The organism is Aeromonas sobria (assembly GCF_050266975.1).
Lineage (GTDB): Bacteria > Pseudomonadota > Gammaproteobacteria > Enterobacterales > Aeromonadaceae > Aeromonas > Aeromonas sobria_B.
In genome coordinates this window covers 1-18,013 of the sequence record NZ_JBKISU010000001.1, presented here as the reverse complement: position 1 = coordinate 18,013, position 18,013 = coordinate 1, and the positions used below count along the sequence as shown (strand labels likewise).

Annotated in this window: 22 protein-coding genes, 1 tRNA gene, 3 pseudogenes and 1 other annotated feature; of the genes and pseudogenes, 21 read left to right on the top strand and 5 right to left on the bottom strand. The window is 54.9% G+C overall.

Going from position 1 to position 18,013, the window contains the following annotated elements; genetic code table 11:
* Positions 1-35 precede the first annotated feature (35 nt).
* On the bottom strand, positions 36-881 hold the full coding sequence (locus ACLHZ1_RS00130; RefSeq protein WP_427260443.1) for a hypothetical protein: 846 nt from the start codon (positions 879-881) through the stop codon (positions 36-38).
* Positions 882-1,132: 251 nt separating this feature from the next.
* Positions 1,133-1,255, top strand: a sequence feature (Phe leader region).
* Positions 1,256-1,292: 37 nt separating this feature from the next.
* Here ACLHZ1_RS00130 and ACLHZ1_RS00125 point away from each other — a divergent pair.
* On the top strand, positions 1,293-2,462 hold the full coding sequence (locus ACLHZ1_RS00125) for a chorismate mutase (protein WP_427260442.1): 1,170 nt from the start codon (positions 1,293-1,295) through the stop codon (positions 2,460-2,462).
* Between the two features lie 108 nt (positions 2,463-2,570).
* On the opposite strand, the gene ACLHZ1_RS00120 is transcribed toward ACLHZ1_RS00125, so the two are convergent.
* Positions 2,571-2,999: an LPP20 family lipoprotein gene (locus ACLHZ1_RS00120; RefSeq protein ID WP_427260441.1), complete on the bottom strand. Its 429-nt coding sequence runs from the start codon at positions 2,997-2,999 to the stop codon at positions 2,571-2,573.
* 41 nt (positions 3,000-3,040) lie between these two features.
* Positions 3,041-3,661 carry a FlgO family outer membrane protein gene (locus ACLHZ1_RS00115; RefSeq protein WP_427260440.1) on the bottom strand — a complete coding sequence of 207 codons (621 nt, stop codon included), beginning with the start codon at positions 3,659-3,661 and terminating at the stop codon, positions 3,041-3,043.
* A gap of 163 nt (positions 3,662-3,824) precedes the next feature.
* On the opposite strand from ACLHZ1_RS00115, the gene ACLHZ1_RS00110 reads away from it, so the two are divergent.
* The 19 genes and pseudogenes from ACLHZ1_RS00110 to ACLHZ1_RS00020 all read left to right on the top strand — a co-directional run bounded on the left by ACLHZ1_RS00110 (position 3,825) and on the right by ACLHZ1_RS00020 (position 14,487).
* Positions 3,825-4,979, top strand: coding sequence for a flagellar assembly protein FlgT (locus ACLHZ1_RS00110; protein ID WP_427260612.1), 1,155 nt, complete (start codon positions 3,825-3,827; stop codon positions 4,977-4,979).
* A 49-nt stretch (positions 4,980-5,028) separates the two neighbouring features.
* Positions 5,029-5,105 (top strand) — tRNA-Arg (locus tag ACLHZ1_RS00105).
* Between the two features lie 236 nt (positions 5,106-5,341).
* Positions 5,342-6,291, top strand: a pseudogene (locus ACLHZ1_RS00100) (DUF932 domain-containing protein).
* Between the two features lie 331 nt (positions 6,292-6,622).
* On the top strand, positions 6,623-7,171 hold the full coding sequence (locus ACLHZ1_RS00095) for a recombinase family protein (protein WP_411595061.1): 549 nt from the start codon (positions 6,623-6,625) through the stop codon (positions 7,169-7,171).
* Positions 7,172-7,196: 25 nt separating this feature from the next.
* Positions 7,197-7,634, top strand: coding sequence for a hypothetical protein (locus ACLHZ1_RS00090; protein ID WP_427260439.1), 438 nt, complete (start codon positions 7,197-7,199; stop codon positions 7,632-7,634).
* A 199-nt stretch (positions 7,635-7,833) separates the two neighbouring features.
* Positions 7,834-8,610 (top strand): hypothetical protein, encoded by a 777-nt coding sequence (locus tag ACLHZ1_RS00085; RefSeq protein ID WP_427260438.1) that lies wholly within the window; start codon positions 7,834-7,836, stop codon positions 8,608-8,610.
* A 65-nt stretch (positions 8,611-8,675) separates the two neighbouring features.
* Positions 8,676-9,011, top strand: a complete 336-nt coding sequence (locus ACLHZ1_RS00080; RefSeq protein WP_193001956.1) for a hypothetical protein — start codon at positions 8,676-8,678, stop codon at positions 9,009-9,011.
* Positions 9,012-9,260: 249 nt separating this feature from the next.
* Positions 9,261-9,605 (top strand): YkvA family protein, encoded by a 345-nt coding sequence (locus ACLHZ1_RS00075; RefSeq protein ID WP_060586614.1) that lies wholly within the window; start codon positions 9,261-9,263, stop codon positions 9,603-9,605.
* 25 nt (positions 9,606-9,630) lie between these two features.
* Positions 9,631-10,056 carry a DUF2787 family protein gene (locus ACLHZ1_RS00070; protein ID WP_427260437.1) on the top strand — a complete coding sequence of 142 codons (426 nt, stop codon included), beginning with the start codon at positions 9,631-9,633 and terminating at the stop codon, positions 10,054-10,056.
* A gap of 9 nt (positions 10,057-10,065) precedes the next feature.
* Complete coding sequence (locus ACLHZ1_RS00065) at positions 10,066-10,347, top strand: hypothetical protein (protein ID WP_427260436.1); 282 nt, start codon at positions 10,066-10,068, stop codon at positions 10,345-10,347.
* A 118-nt stretch (positions 10,348-10,465) separates the two neighbouring features.
* Positions 10,466-10,963: a RadC family protein gene (gene radC / locus ACLHZ1_RS00060; protein ID WP_427260435.1), complete on the top strand. Its 498-nt coding sequence runs from the start codon at positions 10,466-10,468 to the stop codon at positions 10,961-10,963.
* Positions 10,960-11,151 carry a hypothetical protein gene (locus tag ACLHZ1_RS00055; protein ID WP_270809190.1) on the top strand — a complete coding sequence of 64 codons (192 nt, stop codon included), beginning with the start codon at positions 10,960-10,962 and terminating at the stop codon, positions 11,149-11,151. The genes radC and ACLHZ1_RS00055 overlap by 4 nt, the downstream gene beginning before the upstream one ends.
* Positions 11,152-11,176: 25 nt before the next feature.
* Positions 11,177-11,515, top strand: coding sequence for a hypothetical protein (locus ACLHZ1_RS00050; RefSeq protein WP_427260434.1), 339 nt, complete (start codon positions 11,177-11,179; stop codon positions 11,513-11,515).
* Positions 11,516-11,634: 119 nt separating this feature from the next.
* Positions 11,635-12,144 (top strand): hypothetical protein, encoded by a 510-nt coding sequence (locus tag ACLHZ1_RS00045; RefSeq protein WP_427260433.1) that lies wholly within the window; start codon positions 11,635-11,637, stop codon positions 12,142-12,144.
* A gap of 215 nt (positions 12,145-12,359) precedes the next feature.
* A complete protein-coding gene (locus ACLHZ1_RS00040) occupies positions 12,360-12,722 on the top strand; it encodes a hypothetical protein (RefSeq protein WP_427260432.1) in 363 nt (120 codons plus the stop codon).
* Positions 12,723-12,800: 78 nt separating this feature from the next.
* Positions 12,801-13,343: a hypothetical protein gene (locus ACLHZ1_RS00035; protein WP_427260431.1), complete on the top strand. Its 543-nt coding sequence runs from the start codon at positions 12,801-12,803 to the stop codon at positions 13,341-13,343.
* A 1-nt stretch (position 13,344) separates the two neighbouring features.
* Positions 13,345-13,740: a hypothetical protein gene (locus tag ACLHZ1_RS00030; protein ID WP_427260430.1), complete on the top strand. Its 396-nt coding sequence runs from the start codon at positions 13,345-13,347 to the stop codon at positions 13,738-13,740.
* A gap of 49 nt (positions 13,741-13,789) precedes the next feature.
* Positions 13,790-14,104: a hypothetical protein gene (locus tag ACLHZ1_RS00025; RefSeq protein ID WP_427260429.1), complete on the top strand. Its 315-nt coding sequence runs from the start codon at positions 13,790-13,792 to the stop codon at positions 14,102-14,104.
* Between the two features lie 2 nt (positions 14,105-14,106).
* Positions 14,107-14,487, top strand: a complete 381-nt coding sequence (locus ACLHZ1_RS00020; protein ID WP_427260428.1) for a type IV toxin-antitoxin system YeeU family antitoxin — start codon at positions 14,107-14,109, stop codon at positions 14,485-14,487.
* A gap of 227 nt (positions 14,488-14,714) precedes the next feature.
* Here ACLHZ1_RS00020 and ACLHZ1_RS00015 read toward each other — a convergent pair.
* Positions 14,715-14,876, bottom strand: a pseudogene (locus ACLHZ1_RS00015) (transposase); the annotation flags it as partial.
* A gap of 416 nt (positions 14,877-15,292) precedes the next feature.
* Positions 15,293-17,701 (bottom strand): nitric-oxide reductase large subunit, encoded by a 2,409-nt coding sequence (locus ACLHZ1_RS00010; protein ID WP_427260427.1) that lies wholly within the window; start codon positions 17,699-17,701, stop codon positions 15,293-15,295.
* Between the two features lie 80 nt (positions 17,702-17,781).
* On the opposite strand from ACLHZ1_RS00010, the pseudogene ACLHZ1_RS00005 reads away from it, so the two are divergent.
* Positions 17,782-17,874, top strand: a pseudogene (locus tag ACLHZ1_RS00005) (hypothetical protein); the annotation flags it as partial.
* Between the last annotated feature and the right edge of the window lie 139 nt (positions 17,875-18,013).

The following is an 18,013-nucleotide window of genomic DNA, read 5'->3' as shown; positions in this document are numbered from 1 at the left end:
CCCTCCTTGCCTATGATGCCGCTCACAGAGCCCGCCTACGCCCCTCGTCCCTGGAGGTCATGGCGTTCTGGCTGGGCGAGATCCAGGGTCACATGCTCGAACGCCATCCTCTTGAGGGTATGGTAGATCTCCTGCTGGCAATCGAAGCCGTGGGCACGCAGGTGCGTCGGCAGGCGGATCCGGGCCAGGGCACCATGACCCCCACCGAGCCCATGGAAGAACACCTGAGCCTCGTCGAAGCCCATGTCCGCCAGGAGCTGCTCCGCCATGTCGATCATCTGCGCATGGCGACCCTCCATCTCATTGATATCCTGGAAGCGGCGGTTGAGGTAGCCGCCGCTGGTCTTGCCCCAGCGGTCCAGCTCCCGGCGATGAAAGCCGTAACGGAAGTCCCGGCGGGACATGCCCTGCTCGGCGAACGGCCAGAGGGTGTTGGCGGGCAACTGAATAAAATGGCCAAGATAGGCCTGCATTTCCTCAACGGGGGCCGGGATCAGCAGCGGCAGGGCGGCCCACTCCGCCTGCAGCGCCCTGGCCTCGCCGAGCAGTTGCAGTGGATCCCGCACCGTCTGAGGCAGTTGCCCGGTGTCGCAGAACAGCATCTCGTCACTCTTGATGACCCTCTGATCTATGCCGTGGTGCTTGCAATAGCGGCGGGCCCGGGCCAGCTCCCGTCGGCTCAGCAACGGATTGTCCAACGTCAGGGCTCGGATACGCACCCCGCTGGCGCGGCACAGATCCATGGCGTAGCAGGATTCCAATCGGCCCGAGAAAGAGACGACCAGCTCGCCGTGGCCGGCCAGAGTCTCGATGAGGCGCTGCTCCCTGGCCTGAAACGTCTGATCATATCCCTGATTCAATACAACGATCTTGGTATCCATGAACCCCCCGTCAGTCAAGTCAGGGCCCATCTTGCGACACCAAACCTGAACTGCGCTTAGACGAGATATGATAAAGCCGTAATTTTCATCGGGAATGACTATCAGTCATGGGTCCAAAACAGGCGGCTGCCCCCAAGATTTTCAGCGAAATCTCGCTCCGCCGGCGCCCTCCTCCCGTCCCCGACTGGCAAGTTTTACTTGCATCAGGACGGCAAATCCCTTAAAGCTAGGGCATTGACATTTCAGGGTTATTCCATGCTTTCACTATTCTTCTTTCGTTTCTCGTTTATCCGGCCCCACTGAGGGAAGGCCCACTCGTCGTATAAACCGGAAACTAAAGACGAATCGAGCCTCCCTAGCGGAGGCTTTTTTACGCACATCATCAATGGCATATCTGGACAGGTAAGTAACATGGCAACCCTCGACGACATCAGGCAGGACATCACCCAGTTGGATCAGGAGCTGCTGGCCCTGCTGGCCAAGCGCAAGACCCTGAGCATAGCGGTCGCCCGTGCCAAGCAGGCCAATCCGCGCCCCATCCGCGACCACCAGCGCGAGCAGGATCTGCTGGTCGCCCTGATCCAGAAAGGGCGTGCCCTGGGCCTGGATGCCCAGTATGTCACCCGCCTCTATCACACCATCATCGAAGACTCCGTGCTCTCCCAGCAGGCCTACCTGCAAGGGCTGCTCAACCCGGAGCAGCAGGAGCCCATGACCAGCGTCGCCTACCTGGGACCGCGCGGCTCCTACTCCAGCCTGGCCGCCCGCAAGTATCTGGCCCGCTACAAGGATCAGGTGGTCGAGGTGAACTGCCAGAATTTTCGCGAGGTGCTCGACTCGGTCGAGTCGGGACGTGCCGCCTTCGGGGTGCTGCCCATCGAGAACACCAGCTCGGGCTCCATCAACGAGGTGTATGACGTGATGCAGCACACCAGCCTCTCCATCGTCGGCGAGCTGACCTATCCGATTGAGCACTGCGTGCTGACCGCGGTGCCGACCGACCTGTCCCGCATCAAGACCTTCTACGCCCATCCCCAGGTGTTCCAGCAGTGCTCCCATTACCTGAGCAAGCTGGAGGGGGCGCGCCACGAGATCTGCGACTCCTCCTCCAGCGCCATGATGAAGGTCAAGGAGCTGGCCAGCCCCGAGGCGGCCGCCATCGGCAGCGCGGACGGCGGCGAACTGTACGGCCTGACGGTGCTGGCCGAGCAGCTCGCCAACCAGAAGGAGAACTACAGTCGCTTCATCGTGGTGGCGCGCAAGCCCATCGACGTGGCCCCCCAGATCCCGGCCAAGACCACCCTCATCATGTCCACCTCGCAAAAGCCGGGCTCCCTTGTGGAGGCGCTGCTGGTGCTGCGCAACAACAGCATCAACATGACCAAGCTGGAATCCCGTCCGGTGCAGGGCAATCCCTGGGAGGAGATGTTCTACCTGGACGTCTCCGCCAACCTGCAGAGCGCCGAGATGCAGGCCGCCCTGGTGGAGCTGACCCAGATCACCCGCTACATCAAGGTGCTGGGCTGCTACCCGAGCGAGGATGTCAAACCCACCGCCGTGCCCCCCGTCATCCTGGGTTAAGCCCGGGCGGCAATCCCCTGCCGCCTCTGGCGCGAGCCATCGACGCAAAAACAGCGGCGGCCCTGGGGCCGCCGCTGTCGTTTCTGCATCGGGTTGCTGCATCCGGGGCTAGAACTGCCCCGCCATCAGCTGGTTGAGGTGATAGAGGTTGCGGGTATCGAGCTCGAGCTCGGTGGCATAGGTGTTGCCACGGGGATAGCTCGCCACCACCCTGGCGCCGCGCACCATGCCGGCCACAGACACATCCAGGGTGTTGGCGGTCTGGGTCAGATCCTTGTAGCTGCTGCGACCGCTCACCTGCTGGCCGTTGAGCTGCTCGGCCAGCTCCCGATAGGCATCCATCTTGGAGGCGCGGATGGCCTGTAGCATCTTCTCCGCCCGGGAGGGGCCGGGCTGGATGTCGATCACCCCATAGCCCACCGCCCTCAGCACGGGAAAGCCGTCCGGCTCGCTGGCACTGTTGCCATATTCCACCACGCGGTTGCCGCTGCAGCCGGTGAGCAGCAGGGCGAACAGGCATCCAATCAGGGTCTTCATCTTGTTTGCTTCCTCTCGATGGGTCACGGGCGCCTGGGCGCTCAGGGGACCAGATTGACCAGATGGCCCTGGGGCGTGCCCCCTGAGCCGCGCTGCAACAAGCCACGGTTGACCGAGGCCCGGCCGAACGAATTATTGGCCCCCGTCAGATATTGCTGGGGGATCAGGCTCTGGGCCGTGGTCTCCACCATCCTGGTGCGCAGGTCTATGATGCGGGCGTTGACCAGGATCCCCTGCTTGTTGCGGCTGAAGGTGCCGGTCAGGATCCGGGAGATGGGCAGCCTGGCGGAGAGATCCTTGTAGTTGCGGCTCATCACGAAATCCCCCTGGGGGGTCACCTGTATGCTGCCCGTGGTCTTGAAGTCCACCACCACCTCGCCGCGCCGGTTGAGCTCGTAGATGAAGCTCTCCTCGATCTGCTGGCCCATCCAGTTGGTGTCTTTCAGGGTGTCGAGATCGACGAAGGAGGCGACGGCGATGGGCTCGGTCAGGGTGGAGAGGGACTTGCGCTCCATCAGCTGATCCGTCAGGCGGGCCACCAGCCAGTTCAACTCCATGCCGGGCGCGGCCTGGCGGGGATCCCCCACCTTGCGGTTGATGGGGTCGGAACCACAGGCAGACAAGGCCAGGGTGAGGGCCAATGCCGTGATCAATTTGTTCATGGATAAGGTTCCTGTCTCTGCGTCTCACCAGTTATCGGACGAGGCCGGCAAAGCTTGAGTGGGGAATAAGGCACGACTCTTGCTTTATTCTTGCCATCTGTTGACCCGCACTCGCGGCGGCACGGGATCTCCCTGCCCCTGCAAGGTTCATGTTATGACACCCATCAAGACATCGCTGCTCATCGCCCTGCTGCTGGCCGCCGCCAGCGCCCGGGCCGAACTGATCGAAGCCCAGGGCAGCGCCGCCATCCTGGGGGGAGACGAGGCCTACGCCCGCGAGCAGGCCACCCGGGATGCCCTGCGCCAGGCCCTGCTGGCCAGCGGTGCCGCCGTCTCCAGCGTGCAGCGCCTGGAAAACGGCAGCTTGAGATCCGAGCAGATCCAGATCCGCTCCGGCGGTGACATCCGCCAATACCGGCTCAAGCGGGAAGAGGTACGCAACGGCCGCATGTACATCACGGTGCAGGCCGATATCCAGGCCGAGCGCCAGATCTGCCAGAGCCAGCACTACGCCAAGGATTTGACGCTGGTACGGCTGCGGCTGCGTCACCCCGAGCAGGCCAGCTATGGCGCCCTCGACGATCTGCCGGCCAGCCTGTCACGCCGCCTGTTCGAGAAGCTGGCCGCCCAGCCCCAGGGGGTGCTGGCCCATCAATGGCTCGACGAGAACCTCGCCATCGACCCCCTGCACCTGCAACAGGGGGATCGCAGCGCCCTCGAAGAGATCAAGGCCCTGAGCCTGCGCACCGACAGCCAGTACCTGGTGCTCGGCAGCCTGGACGACCTCTCCCTCGAGCCCCAGGGCAACCGGCTGACCAGCTGGTATCAAGACCCCGTCCGCAGCTTTCGCATGCAGCTCTACCTGTTTGACGGCATCAACGGCACCCTGATGGGGCGCAAGGAGTATGAGGGACGGGCCGACTGGACCTTTGCCAAGCAGGAGCGGGTCGGCAGCGACAGCAGCCTGTTCTGGCACTCCAGCTACGGCCAGGAGGTGGACTATCAGCTCAAGGAGGCGGTGCAGGACATCCAGGCCCAGCTCGGCTGCGCCCCGGTCACCGCCCGCATCGTCGCCGTGGGCGAGCGCGGCCCCCACATCAACCTGGGGCGGCGCAACGGGGTCAAGCTCGGGGATCAGTTCCGCATCCAGCACAGCGCCGACTTCACCGATCCCTACGGCAAGGCCCGCATGCAGCGCAATCCCGCCAGCGGCCTGTTCGAGGTGGTCCAGCTGTTTGACGACGGCGCCATCATAGCGACACGGAACAAATATTCGCCATTTAACATCCAGGTGGGCGATTTTGCCCTATTGGAATAGAAATCAAGAGTTTAAAAGCGCGATTCTTTTTGTATAATGCACGCCACTCGCTCCCGTAGCTCAGCTGGATAGAGCGGTCCCCTCCTAAGGGACAGGCCACTGGTTCGACTCCAGTCGGGAGCACCATATAAAACAAGGGGTTGGCATCATTACGATGCCAACCCCTTGGTCGTTTTTGGCCCCATACCCCTCTCCGTACCCCTCCAATGCAGTTCATTGCATAACACCATCATGCTGTAACACCCCTTCAAAGTAATGAGCATTAAATGGCAAATAAATCCTATTCAATAAATTTTCAAACCTACATCACCTCCATGAGTTAGCAGGCTGAGTGTCTGCATTTCACTATTCCTGGAGGAGATATGGCTCACCTGATCGACACCATGGCCTACACTGGCCAAACCCCTTGGCATGGCCTTGGCAATGTCTTGCCCCCGCAACAATCCCTCAATATCTGGCTTAAAGCTGCGGGGATGGATTGGACCATCGAGCAGAGCGACGTGATGTTTAACGTGGCCTCCGATGCACTGCATATTCGCCCCTACAGCGACAGCAAGGTACTTTATCGCTCCGACACCCTTGCTCCCTTATCTGTCGTCTCTCAGCGCTACAACGTAGTACACCCCATGAGGTGCTGCACTTCTATCAAGACCTGGTAGAGGCTGGTGGCTTTGAGCTGGAGACTGCAGGTTCGCTCAAGGGTGGCCGCAAGCTGTGGGCTCTGGCCAAAACCGGTCAGAACCTCAAGCTATCCGGTGGTGACTTGGTGAAGTCCTATCTGCTGCTGGCGACCAGTTGCGACGGTACGCTCTGCACCACGGCGCAGTTCACCTCACTTAGAGTGGTGTGCAATAACACCTTGCAGATGGCACTGCGCGGTTCGACCGGCGCCATCAAGGTGCCCCACTCCACTCAGTTCGATGCCGCTGCCGTCAAAGAGTCGCTCGGGCTGGGACTCTCCCATTGGGATGAGTTCAAGGCGCAAGCCAAGGCTCTGGCACAGCGACCCGTAGCCCCCGAAGAGGCGCTGCGCTTTTTCAGCGACTTACTGGCACAACCACTGAATGATGAGAACATCATTCTCACCAGACCGATGCAACGCCTGCATGAGCTCTATCAGGGTGCAGGCATGGGCTCAGAGCTTGCCAGCTCCCGCAATACCGCCTGGGGGCTGGTCAATGCGGTCACCGAATACATGGACCATCACCGCCGTGCTCGCAGCCAAGACCATCGGCTCGATTCCGCCTGGTTTGGTCAAGGCGCCCAACTCAAATCCCAAGCCTTGAACCAAGCACTTACCCTGCTGCAGTAATTCTTTTTCCCCCTTCCAACCGCATAACGACCTCACCCAGACTGGCGTAAGCCAATCTGGGCGTAGCCATTTATGCCGTCAACAAGGTGTCACCATGAAAGCAAAAGCCAAATAAGGTCAATGACGCCGTCACGGCGTGATATGTCAGTCACAAAATAGCTCGCTGGCTGGCCAAAACACTGGTGTGGAGTCAATAGAGCAAGCCCTAGTGACACTCACGAAATCGGCACCTTTTTAAACAATAACCCTCCCTTTTCAGGTCAATAAGGTCTCTTTGAGCCTTTTGAACCAGGGAGTCAGTGTACCTTGCCCTATTGACCGGGAGGAGACCATGGCACTGGTAGGTTACGCACGTGTCAGCACCGTAGGTCAGAGCCTGGATACCCAGCTTCAGGCGCTGACCGAGTGCAATCAAGTATTCCAGGAGACAGTGAGCGGTGCCAGCAATGATAGGCCCCAGCTCGCGCTGCTCCTGGCGTATGTGAAGGAGGGTGATGTGGTAGTCGTCACCAAGCTCGACCGCTTGGCTCGCAATACCCGCCATCTGTTGGAGATATCAGAGTACCTGCAACACAAGCAGGTAACCCTGCGCATTTTGAATCTCGGTATCGATACCGCGACCCCTACCGGCAAGTTGATGCTGACCATGATTGGCGCTATCGCCACGTTCGAGCGAGAGCTGATGTTGGAGCGGCAAGCGGAAGGGATTGAGTTAGCCAAGCAGCGTGGGGCCTACAAAGGCCGGAAACCAACCGCAATGGCAAAAGGGGAGGAAGTGCTGAGCCTGGTCAAACGCGGGTTACCTCGCGCAGAAATTGCGAGACAAACCGGGATCAGTATCTCCAGTGTGCAACGCATTCTCAGGGCAACCGAAAGATAAAGTCGACCATTTAAAAGGGAACACAATGAAAACACCCATTACGATATTAGCAATGACATTGCTGTGCTGTGGTTGTGCAGCCATACAACCGCGCTGGCAGCAGACTGACAGTAGCCTGGGTAAAACCCGATATTACGTTGATGTAAATGAACGAGCTGATTTTCACATCACCTGCTCTGACCTCCGCATCAACATGGCCTTTACCGATAAATACGGTGACATTCCGCTTGCAGCAATCATTATTGATGGGCAACGTTTTGACAATGCTGACCTTTTTAATACCCGCTTTGAATATGAGGAGGATATAGAAAAATTTCGCCCCCTGTGGGCGAAGCTGCGCAATGCCAGAAGCATCACCGTGATAGCAGATACTACCCCTCAAAAATCATTCGCACTGCCGACATCAAATGTAGCCAAGGTACTGCCAGCCGATTTCACTCAGTGTGATGGGCAGCATATGTAATACCCATGCTCAACGAGCGCCTGTTTATCAATACCGATTAACTGGTGAAGATTATATTTCGGCCCAGCAGTACTCGTTAATTACTTTACCGCTTCATATGGAATTCCTTATGAAGCGTTATTTATCAGTACTGACGATGATTGCAGTGGGAAAATTTATGAAAAATACCTTGGGCTACGGCACATAAGGAGAACTGACAATGAAAAACCAATGGGTGTGGCTTGTGTTGATGCTGACCAGTACCGCCGTGCTGGCCCTGGGTGAGCCAGGGCGCTGGACCCAAGGATGGGGGCAAGGCGTGACTGAATACATGGCGACAGTCGATGAACAAAACGCTCTGTACATTGGCTGTGGTGACGCCAAAAAAGTCTTCATGATGGTGACGATTCAAGGGAAAGAGTATGTCCCTGAACAGCACATCTATGACCCCAACGACAAGAATGCATTTGCACTTATCGTCGATGGAAAGCGCTTTGATACTCCATATCTGACCGAGTCCAGAGTAGGAGAACAGAACTTTTATAACATGTGGGATAAATTGCGCAGTGCAAAAAGTATCGCAGTCGAAACAGCTGACAAGCAGCTGCTCACGTTACCGACTCAGGATGTCGCCTCCATCCTGCCAGCGACCAAGGCAGCTGAATTTAGTTGTCTAATGTGGGATGAAAGCGAAGATCCGGCACCGGCAGCCGCACTCCCTTCATCAGCATTTGATGTCAGTTGGCACATTGAAGATATCTGGGTCAACATGCCCGCCAAAGTGCTACAGGTTGTTTCCCATCACGACAACATCACCATCCAGGATGTAATCGTCAATCGCGGCAACTGCCGCAGCACCCCACATCAGAAACTACCACTGACACTCCGTTTTGGTGGCACAGCCAAATTTATTGTTCCCCAGAATTGCAACATTCTGGAGCTACGCTTGTTTACCAATCAAGGGGAGGCGCTGTACCAATTTGACGCACAATCCTAGTTCTCATAACACTACTTCAACCAGAAAGTCAGATTTTATAAAACGAAGAGAGGAGTAACATTTGCATGGAAATCGTTCAATATAATGAATTTCGTACAGATAGAATAAGTGAGCTTATCCACTCACGACGCTCCTTTGAAATAACGGACGTTTCCGGAAATATGGGGAGCACGATAAGGATCCTTGAGAAGAGTATTGAATCTGCGGGGATGAAGTGTCGGATCTACACCCGAGGTCGGATAGCTGCTGCCGGAGCCACATTTATTGGTGGGGCTACCGGGGTAGCAGGTCTAGCCTATGCGGTCGGCATAGCCGCGCACAACCTTGTGACATATAACCCCGATTATGAAATCGTGAAGCATATTGTTGATAAATCAATCAGCGTACTTTACAAAAAATAATCACTGAAGGGTATCAGGGGACTGCAATATCGACCAAATGAGAACTGAGGCCTGTGTATTTCGGGAAATCGGTCAGCCATTTCGGCAATACGACCGGTGATTTCGGAACTGGGGTAAATACACACCGCAAGCCCCACCCTGCAACCACCGTAATTCGCGAGGAGGCATTTGCCTCCTTTTTCATGCCCTAAAAAAGCCATCTACATGGCTTTACATCTAGCCATCAAAGCATCCACCAAGGAGGTTTTTATGCCACCTTCAATCACCCCTGATAAACCATTTGACCATGATGGTTTTTGGCGCAAGCTCAGGGCGTTTGCCAAACGCGTCGGACGACCTCTTATCGAAGTCTGTTTGTTACTCTACTACACCAGCAAAAAGGAAGACTTGCCGGTCTGGACCAAGCTGCTCATCTATAGTGCCTTGCTCTACTTTGTCTCCCCAATCGATGCCATACCGGACGTGCTACCACTTGGACTCACCGATGACTTGGCGGTGCTAAGCGCCACATTGGCCACGGTCAGCACCTTTATCGACGAGCAGGTACGCCAGCTCGTTGCCCACAAGCTGGCCGAGCTATTCGGCGACGCCTGATATCCTCTTACCTCTGGAGATACATATGGCCATTCCCTTCTGCCGGGACGGCTTTGCCCTGCCCGTCACCCCAACGCTCCTGACACAGCTGCATCAGGCGCTCGCTAATACGACACTTGACCTGGAACGTCTGACCCAGCTCACCTTCAACTTTCGCAGTCCCACCTATAGCCCTGAGCAAGGAGGGGCTCACCCGGTCGAGGTGCGCCTGATACGCGGTCTTGATGGCTGGCTGTTCGATTACGTCACTGACTTCAGCTACCAGGGACTGGGCCAGGATGCCGAGCTCTGCAAGGAACTCGACTTCAACTTCCTGGATGATGAGCACTATCTGCAAGGCTGGGGTCCGATGCAACGCGCCGAGGCACATGAGTTATTCAGCTTGTGGCAGAGTAATTTTCTCACCTATGTCCAAATGGGGTATTTCACTGTCACCGTCAGTGGTGACTGAGGAGCTCGGATGCCCAAACAACCGATAGCCGTTGAGCTGGAGGCCATCAATCGGGAGGGGGAGACGCAGGTGGTGCGTGACAGCGGCCTGACCGTACAAGGTTACAGCGTCTACCTGCGGGCAGTGGAAGCCAGCGGACTTGCTCTGGCTACCTGGATAGCTGACTACGACACCATCGGACCTGCCTACCAGTTAGCAGAACGGCTAAGTATTGTGCTGGCTATCCCACTTGCCTTGCTGGTCCCCGAACCGTTGATACCGGTGGCGAGTGAGCCAGCTACCACGACATGAGCCACCAGCATCGTCAACTGCACAACCGACAGCCCCCAACGTAAGCCAACATCATCTCAACCTCTTTGACCCCGGTATGCCTAGCTCTGCTGGGGTCTTTCTTTTTCTGGAGACACTCATGCGTTACCACAAATTGAAAGCCGGGGAATGCCCCGGCACCTATGTCGTCACCGAACCTGTGACCGAGCAAGACCTGCTGCGCATCGCCAACCAGATTGCCCGCAAGCGCCTTGCCAAAGGTTCCGCCATCACCAGCACCACGGACGCCGCCGACCGCCTGCAGACCTTGCTGCAAGACAGAGAGCACGAGGTGTTCGGCGCACTGTTCCTTGACTCTCAGCACCGCGTACTAGCGTTTGAGGAGCTGTTTCGTGGCACCCTGGACAGTGCCAGCATCTACCCACGGGAAGTGGTCAAGCGGGCCTTACAGTTGAATTGCGGCGCTATTATCGCGGTCCATAACCACCCGAGCGGCAACCCCGAACCTAGCCAATCTGACCGGGTCTTTACCCTGGCCCTCAAAGAGGCATTAGCCCTGGTGGATGTCCGCCTGCTTGACCACCTTATTGTCGGCGCTGAGGGCGTAGTCTCGCTGGCTGAGCGAGGCCTACTATGAACCAGCCCCCAAGCAAATCACACCTCACCGCCCTCGACATCCTCATCGAGCTGCGCTGCTGGCTTGCAGACAACGTCGAGATGCAGGCAGAGCCCGCTATCGTGGCTCACCTGCCGAGCGGCTACCAACTTACCCAAGCCGACTGCATAGAGGCCATTGATGCGCTGCTGCATCAGTTGCGGCACTAATCAGTGCTCAGAAGAGACAAGCTCGATGCGATTACCTAATCCCTATACCTTGGAGGCAACCATCGAGAAGCTGCGCGACGGTTTGGCAGCCACCAGCAACGAGGAGGCGCTGGCGTTGTTGGAGAAGGCGGTCGCCAAGGCCCGTGATGACCCGATTTACTCAGACCTGTTTGAAAGCACCTTGTTGCACGGTTCTACCGTTGAGATACGCGAGTGTCTCAGCTGCTTTGGCGACTACTTCGAGCGCTCCCGAGACACACCGCCCTATTACCCGCACCACGATGCTGTCAACGGCATTGATTCCACGCTCTACGCCATCTTGTTCTATGCAGCTCTCCCCGGTGCAGAACAGGCGCACCAATAACATACAGGCCTATCGCTCACCCGGATCATTAGAGCCCACACCATGATCCGGATATCCCGACACAACCCACGGGGCCACCTCACTGCAGGTGGCCTTGTTCATTTCAAGGAACCATCCCCATGTCTGCCTTCATGATTGACCGCAAGGATTACCTCAACTTTTCTGTGCAGTTGCACCGCTTTTGCAATGCCCCGATGCCACCGCACTACACCCTTGAGTTACTGCGCTCCCTCTGGCGGTTCCCGCCAGCGGATGTCACCAGCACCTGGGCATGGCGGGTTGACCGGCTGGTACGGCTGATGATGCTCGCCAATCGGCGGGCGGTCTGGCATCGCTATCAGTTGGGGCGTCAGCAAGAGCACAAAGAACCACGCCAGCGTGGCTCGACCAAACTGAGTTCGCTTAAACCTGCCCATCGTTACCACCAGGCACCACTCACCGATAGCGAGCTGGTGGCCCTCTACAAATTCACCTGCTGCGTCCTGTACCAGTCGAGCGAATGGAGCGGGAGCCCCGAGCAGGCTCCCCGGCTAGTGAAGGTGATTCAGCAATTGCAGCAGGCTCTCGCACAAGACGTACTGACCCGGTTGTCACTGTGGGAGCAAGCACCTTGGGGAGAGATGCGATGATTCTCTCCATCACCCTGACGATGACAATGACAAGCTCACCACCGGGTCCAACGGCCCACCTGGCCCAACGTATCTCTGATGACATGGCACACCTGCATCACCGTCTGGTGAGATGGGGTCAGCGATGAACTGGGCATCAGTATCAGCTATCTGGTTGAACAGTTTGCGCTGTTGGCAGCGGCTTACCGTGCACCAGCAGAAAGGGAGAAACACCAATGATTGAGTTCAACGACAGTTTTAGCCAGGCCGCCGTGGCGGAGGCCATGTGCGCCCATCCGGGGCTCGCCAAACTCATCAGTCAGCAGTTGACGCTGCCGGGCTTTGCCTATGCCCACGATGTGGAGGGACGGCGTATTGGCGGCCCACTGGTCGCGCCCAACCCGGTGCTGCACAAGACCACGCTCTTTGTCAGTCCACGGGATATGCGTGAACACCTGCCACGTGAGATTAACTTCGCTCGCTTTCGCTGCGCCTGTAATACCGCTGGTCAACCGGTCGGCGAGTGGCAACGGGTGATAGTAGGTGCCTACGTTAACCACGGCAGCAATGATGCACCGGATTGGGGGAGCCACACCTGAGCCACTGCCACCATCACAAACAAGACCTCTAACAGCCCCTCACACCGAGGGGCTTTTTGCATTTGAAGGAACCCAACCATGCACGACCTGCGTGATTACAACACCCTGACCGCTCGGCAGATAACCACTGCCATCGGTCAGCTCAGCCACAACACCGCGCCGAAGATAATGACCCACCTCGCATTGCGTGCCAGACAGCCGCCCCCGCTTGGTAATGGCCGCAGCAGAGCCGAGGCCCTCAAGCTGCTGCATCGGGTCAAGAAAGCCCACAAAGCGGGGCGTATCCAACTCGAGCTCACCGTGACAGGTTGCCGCATCGACCGGGGCAGCCATCAGGCTGACCGCTACTACTACGACCGCACTTTGTTGGCCCAAGGCTGGCAGCAATACGACACCGACCAAGATGCGTGGTACTTCGGTATCTGGATTAACACCGAGAAGCTGGAGACCTTTACCTATGCCGAGGGGGATACCAACCATGTGATTGCTCCAAACGTCGAGGCGTTTCGGGCGGAGCTGGCGCGGCTCTACCAGTACCATCCGCAAGCCCCGGCGTTTATCAGCATCGACCCGGAAGCAGGCGTTGTGACCCACCATTTTGAAACCAAGCCGGAGGTGTGAAATGGCCAAACACATCTCCATCAAGGTGCCTGGCAAACACCCGCAGACCGGCGAGCTCACCACCTTCGAGCTCAAGGGTCAACGCATGGATATCGACATTGGCGGGCAGGCCGTGCCTTTCCTCATTCACGGGAGGGGCATCAGCACCTCGCTCACCCACATCCCGAGCGGTTATCGCATTGCTCTACTCGGCGGCTGGCTCACCGCTCGTTACGCAATTCCTGAGAATAAGCCCAGCAGAACGGCCTGCGCCCAGATGGCCATAGACCGTCTGATAGCCCAGTACGGCTCGCTGCACCTGCTGGACCGGCTCAATGGCAAACCGGTGCTCAATGAGACGGCTGACTGCGCTCGTTGCCTCCCCCCACACAGTCTCACTCATCCACGAACAGCATAAAGGGTCAGCCCTTACAGGCTGACCCTTGGCATCATTGGAGTCACCGCACATGACCCGCCTTATCACCGGGCTCGAGGTGCATCGCTATGCCCCCGAGCTGAACAAACTGCATCTGCGCAACCGCCAGACGTTACCAGCGCCCGGCATCACCACCATCAAAGAGGCGAAAGCCCGCCTGTTTGGCCGCTGGCAGCCTGGGCATCAGGTAACCATCACAGTGAGTCATCCCGACTACATCAATCTCACCCGGTTTTATCGAGGGAGGCTAGCAAGCCTGACCGACCTCCCAGAGCATCTGACCAAGCTACGCCAGCGCCACAACGTGCCCGGCACCATCATCGACATTCAACTGAAGTATCGCTAATCATGACCACGACAACCACCCACACCAATGGCCAACAACCTGAAGCACCAGACCAGCCCACCCGATTTTTTGCGCAGTGGGGCTTGCCCCATACAGTGACACCCCGCTTTGGGGCTCGCCTTATCCAGGAGCATCACCGCCTGCACTTTTTGTCAGACCGAGCATCGCTGGTGGGCAAATGGGCAGACGCGACTATCGACCAACTGGAAGCCGCCTTCCCAACCATTATCAAGGCTCTCGAAACCAAGCTGCTAACCGGAGCGCTGGATGCACAACGCCAACAATGCATCACCCTCCAGCATGGTGGGTTCACCTGTGAAGCCGATACCCTCGGCAGCCACGGCTATGTCTATATCGCGATTTATCCTGCGATAGGAATATGAGAGGACGCCAAGCACCGCTTCAGGACATGATCACATATCTGCTGGTGCCCACACTGACACAGTGGTTATGATTCACTGCTGGCTAAATCAAATTGGAACACTGCTGGTCACCCTTTACCACATTCCGTTGCACGACTACCCCCACAACCCCTGGAGGCCTGAACACCGCCAGCCAATCCTGCTGCCCCCCCCCATTTAGTAACCTATTAACCAAACACCTCGCCTACCCCGGGCACAGGAGACCCTCCGTCTTTGGCGTGTTTGCGCCAATTATACAGAGTGACCTCGCTGATGTTTTCCTGCCGAGCCAACTCGGCCACCGACATATTGATGGGCGGCAGCAGCTTCTTGAGCAAAGCAGCCTTGCGCTCACTTGAATAACGAGCCATTCGACACTCTTTATCCGCCCCCGGTCTTCACATTTAGATTATTCAGATTAGGCGACAACTATTCTGACACCGGGGGAACCTTTGCTGTTGCTCTTCAGTGTAGCCTTTAGGTAATTCTGCTTTGGCGAACACAAACATTAAGCGTTGTGGCTCAGTCTGAGCGTTTGCTTCGCGGATTAAGTCGGCATAAGATTCAATATTCATATTTAACAAGCTCTATCACTATTTTGTTTAGTTTATCAAACCTATTTGTGGTTTACATTGACCATCTTGGGGGGAGCGATGCAACCATTAATAGGTAGATTATCGGTTAAGCGCTGAATAACGATTAAGCATAGAACAACTAAATTCAGTTCGAACTAAAGCGAAAAAAGCACCACAGCAAAGCTGTAGTGCTTTTTATTAGTTTGTTTAACTTAGCTGCTAATTTGCTTAGCTGCTTTAGTGTCAAACACCCCTTTAACAATTTGCCAGCTTACCGCTAAGGCACCTATGATAAAGACCACGTCACCTATAGTGCGGATCCAACGTAGTGTATGCAGTAAATCACTTTGCATAAAGGCTTCACTTCGTGCATACCATAAGCCTTCTGTGGCACTAGCATAAAACTGGATAAAGCCTATTGGTAATAAACTAGTGAATAGCATTAATACTAAGCCCACGTTTAACCACCAGAATGCGGTCTTCATTAGCTTTTCGTCAAACTGCAACTGTGGCCGAATGTAGCGCAATATTAATAAACAGAAGCCTAAGGCTAAGAAGCCATAAACACCAAATAATGCGGCATGAGCATGAGTTGGCGTGGTGTTTAAGCCTTGAATATAATACAGCGCTATAGGTGGGTTAATCATAAAGCCAAACACGCCAGCGCCTAACAAATTCCAAAATGACACGGCAACAAAGAACATTAATGGCCATTTTAAATCTGCCATCCAAGGCGCACGGTTTTTCATCCGCCACTGTTCAAAGGCTTCATAACCTAATACCACTAAAGGCACTACTTCTAAGGCACTAAAAGTTGCCCCAACGGCCATAACCGGGGTAGTGGTACCCGAGAAATATAAGTGGTGGAAAGTACCAGGAACACCGCCTAGCATAAATAAGGATGCCGAGGCTAAGCTAGCACTAGTTGCCATAGTGCGTGACACTAAGCCCATACTATGGAAAATAAAGGCTAAAGATACAGTAGCAAACACTTCAAAGAAGCCTTCTACCCATAAATGAACTACCCACCAGCGCCAGTATTCCATTACCGATAAGTTAGTCCGTTCGCCGTAGAATAAACCGGCGCCATAGAACAAACCAACACAGATAACCGAAGCACCAAATAAAGCTAATAAGTTTTTATCACCTGGGGCTTTAAAGGCGGGCACTATGGCGCGTAGCATAAGCACTAACCAGAATAAAATGCCGATGTATTTAATGATTTGCCAAAAGCGACCAATATCAATGTATTCATAACCTTGATGGCCAAACCAGAAGCTATATTCATGCGGTATAATTTGCATAATGGCAAAGTAGTTACCGGCGAATGAACCTGCCACTAAAACCACTAAGGCCCAGAATAAAATATCTACGCCAAGCTTTTGGAACTTAGGATCTTTACCGCCATTAATAATAGGTGCTAAAAATAAACCTGCGGCTAAAAAGCCCGTCGCAATCCAGAACATAGCCGCTTGTAAGTGCCATGTACGGGCTAGGCTGTAGGGTAGCCATTCGGTTGTATTTAAACCATAGAAACCATCACCTTCAATGGTATAGTGAGCAGTAAAGCCACCTAAGAACACTTGCAGGGTAAATAGTGCAACTACCACTACAATATACTTGCCCAACGATTTTTGTGAGGGGGTAAGTTTAAGGTTAGCTATAGGATCGAACTTTGGTGACACCGGCTCTTCGTCATCGTGTTTGCGTAAGAATGCCCAAGCCCAAACTAAGGCTCCAACACCAGCAATTAATAAAATAATACTAATTAAAGACCAAATTAAATTTTCAGCTGTAGGCTTATTATCAATTAACGGCTCATGGGGCCAGTTGTTGGTATAAGTGGCTGCATCTGGAGTACGCTCAGTTGAAGCAGCCCAAGCCGTCCAGAAGAAAAACTGTACCATTTGCTCTCTGCGCTCTAGTGAAGGCAGGGTGTTGTTTTTCATTGCATAGTTAGCACGGGTTTCGCTTAACGACGGATCATTACCAAATAATTTAATATAGTGATCAGCAGTTGTTGCAATGGCCTGTATACGGCGACTTGACAGCACTAGGGTGTCAGTGGCTTTATCATAAGTGTTAGTACGATAAGCTTCTTTTAACGCAAACTGTAAGCCATTTTGCTCAGCTGGCGTTAAACTGTCATAAGCTTTGTTATATTGATCTTGAGCGGCAAGCTCTAACCAAGCCAGTAATTCACGATGTAACCAATCTGCAGTCCAATCTGGTGCTTGGTAAGCACCATGACCCCAAATAGAGCCTAGCTGCATACCCCCGACAGATTGCCAGGCAGTTTGACCATCTAAAATACTTTCATTGGTCATTAATACCTTACCGTCTTGGTTAACTACTTTCGCCGGAATAGGTGGAGCAGAGCGGTAAACTTCTGCACCAAAATAACCCAGCACACCAAAGGTAATTGCTAAAACGGTGATTAATACCCACCAGAGTTTACGATATCCAGCCATAATCCCTCCAAAAACTACTAATAAAGCGCCAACAAGCCATTTAAAACTCCTATTATTATTGTAACAATGCATTAGATAGCTATCTAATACTCTAGCAGCAATACAAGAGTTAGGCCAGTTTTTAACCGCAAATTCAGATAATAAGTGCACCACTCATGGTTGAGTAGGTGGCGAGAGATCAACTGCCCATAGGTGGTATTCTAACGTCGCCAAACAATTAGAGTATTACCATGAGCTACAAGCAGTTGATCGAAGGACAACGATACCAGATTCAAGCCTATCTGAGCCAACATTTAAGTTATAGAGAGATCGGTAGACGACTCAATGTTAGCCATTGTAGTGGTCAACTAAATCCGGACACACAGTTAAGCCGATTTTCGGCCTCTGCTGGCGGTATCCCATCATTATGTTGATGTGGACGCCGCCAGTTGTAGTAATCCATCAGGTAATAGCTGATATCCC

Excerpts from the sequence above, each read along its gene's own strand:
- ACLHZ1_RS00130 (WP_427260443.1), bottom strand. The coding sequence starts at position 881 with ATGGATACCAAGATCGTTGTATTGAATCAGGGATATGATCAGACGTTT.
- ACLHZ1_RS00090 (WP_427260439.1), top strand. The coding sequence starts at position 7,197 with ATGAAAACACCCATTACGATATTAGCAATGACATTGCTGTGCTGTGGT.
- ACLHZ1_RS00120 (WP_427260441.1), bottom strand. The coding sequence starts at position 2,999 with ATGAAGACCCTGATTGGATGCCTGTTCGCCCTGCTGCTCACCGGCTGC.
- ACLHZ1_RS00030 (WP_427260430.1), top strand. The coding sequence starts at position 13,345 with ATGGCCAAACACATCTCCATCAAGGTGCCTGGCAAACACCCGCAGACC.
- ACLHZ1_RS00125 (WP_427260442.1), top strand. The coding sequence starts at position 1,293 with ATGGCAACCCTCGACGACATCAGGCAGGACATCACCCAGTTGGATCAG.
- ACLHZ1_RS00045 (WP_427260433.1), top strand. The coding sequence starts at position 11,635 with ATGTCTGCCTTCATGATTGACCGCAAGGATTACCTCAACTTTTCTGTG.
- ACLHZ1_RS00075 (WP_060586614.1), top strand. The coding sequence starts at position 9,261 with ATGCCACCTTCAATCACCCCTGATAAACCATTTGACCATGATGGTTTT.
- ACLHZ1_RS00050 (WP_427260434.1), top strand. The coding sequence starts at position 11,177 with ATGCGATTACCTAATCCCTATACCTTGGAGGCAACCATCGAGAAGCTG.
- ACLHZ1_RS00065 (WP_427260436.1), top strand. The coding sequence starts at position 10,066 with ATGCCCAAACAACCGATAGCCGTTGAGCTGGAGGCCATCAATCGGGAG.
- ACLHZ1_RS00085 (WP_427260438.1), top strand. The coding sequence starts at position 7,834 with ATGAAAAACCAATGGGTGTGGCTTGTGTTGATGCTGACCAGTACCGCC.
- ACLHZ1_RS00055 (WP_270809190.1), top strand. The coding sequence starts at position 10,960 with ATGAACCAGCCCCCAAGCAAATCACACCTCACCGCCCTCGACATCCTC.
- ACLHZ1_RS00115 (WP_427260440.1), bottom strand. The coding sequence starts at position 3,661 with ATGAACAAATTGATCACGGCATTGGCCCTCACCCTGGCCTTGTCTGCC.
- ACLHZ1_RS00070 (WP_427260437.1), top strand. The coding sequence starts at position 9,631 with ATGGCCATTCCCTTCTGCCGGGACGGCTTTGCCCTGCCCGTCACCCCA.
- ACLHZ1_RS00080 (WP_193001956.1), top strand. The coding sequence starts at position 8,676 with ATGGAAATCGTTCAATATAATGAATTTCGTACAGATAGAATAAGTGAG.
- ACLHZ1_RS00020 (WP_427260428.1), top strand. The coding sequence starts at position 14,107 with ATGACCACGACAACCACCCACACCAATGGCCAACAACCTGAAGCACCA.
- ACLHZ1_RS00095 (WP_411595061.1), top strand. The coding sequence starts at position 6,623 with ATGGCACTGGTAGGTTACGCACGTGTCAGCACCGTAGGTCAGAGCCTG.
- radC (WP_427260435.1), top strand. The coding sequence starts at position 10,466 with ATGCGTTACCACAAATTGAAAGCCGGGGAATGCCCCGGCACCTATGTC.
- ACLHZ1_RS00040 (WP_427260432.1), top strand. The coding sequence starts at position 12,360 with ATGATTGAGTTCAACGACAGTTTTAGCCAGGCCGCCGTGGCGGAGGCC.
- ACLHZ1_RS00025 (WP_427260429.1), top strand. The coding sequence starts at position 13,790 with ATGACCCGCCTTATCACCGGGCTCGAGGTGCATCGCTATGCCCCCGAG.
- ACLHZ1_RS00035 (WP_427260431.1), top strand. The coding sequence starts at position 12,801 with ATGCACGACCTGCGTGATTACAACACCCTGACCGCTCGGCAGATAACC.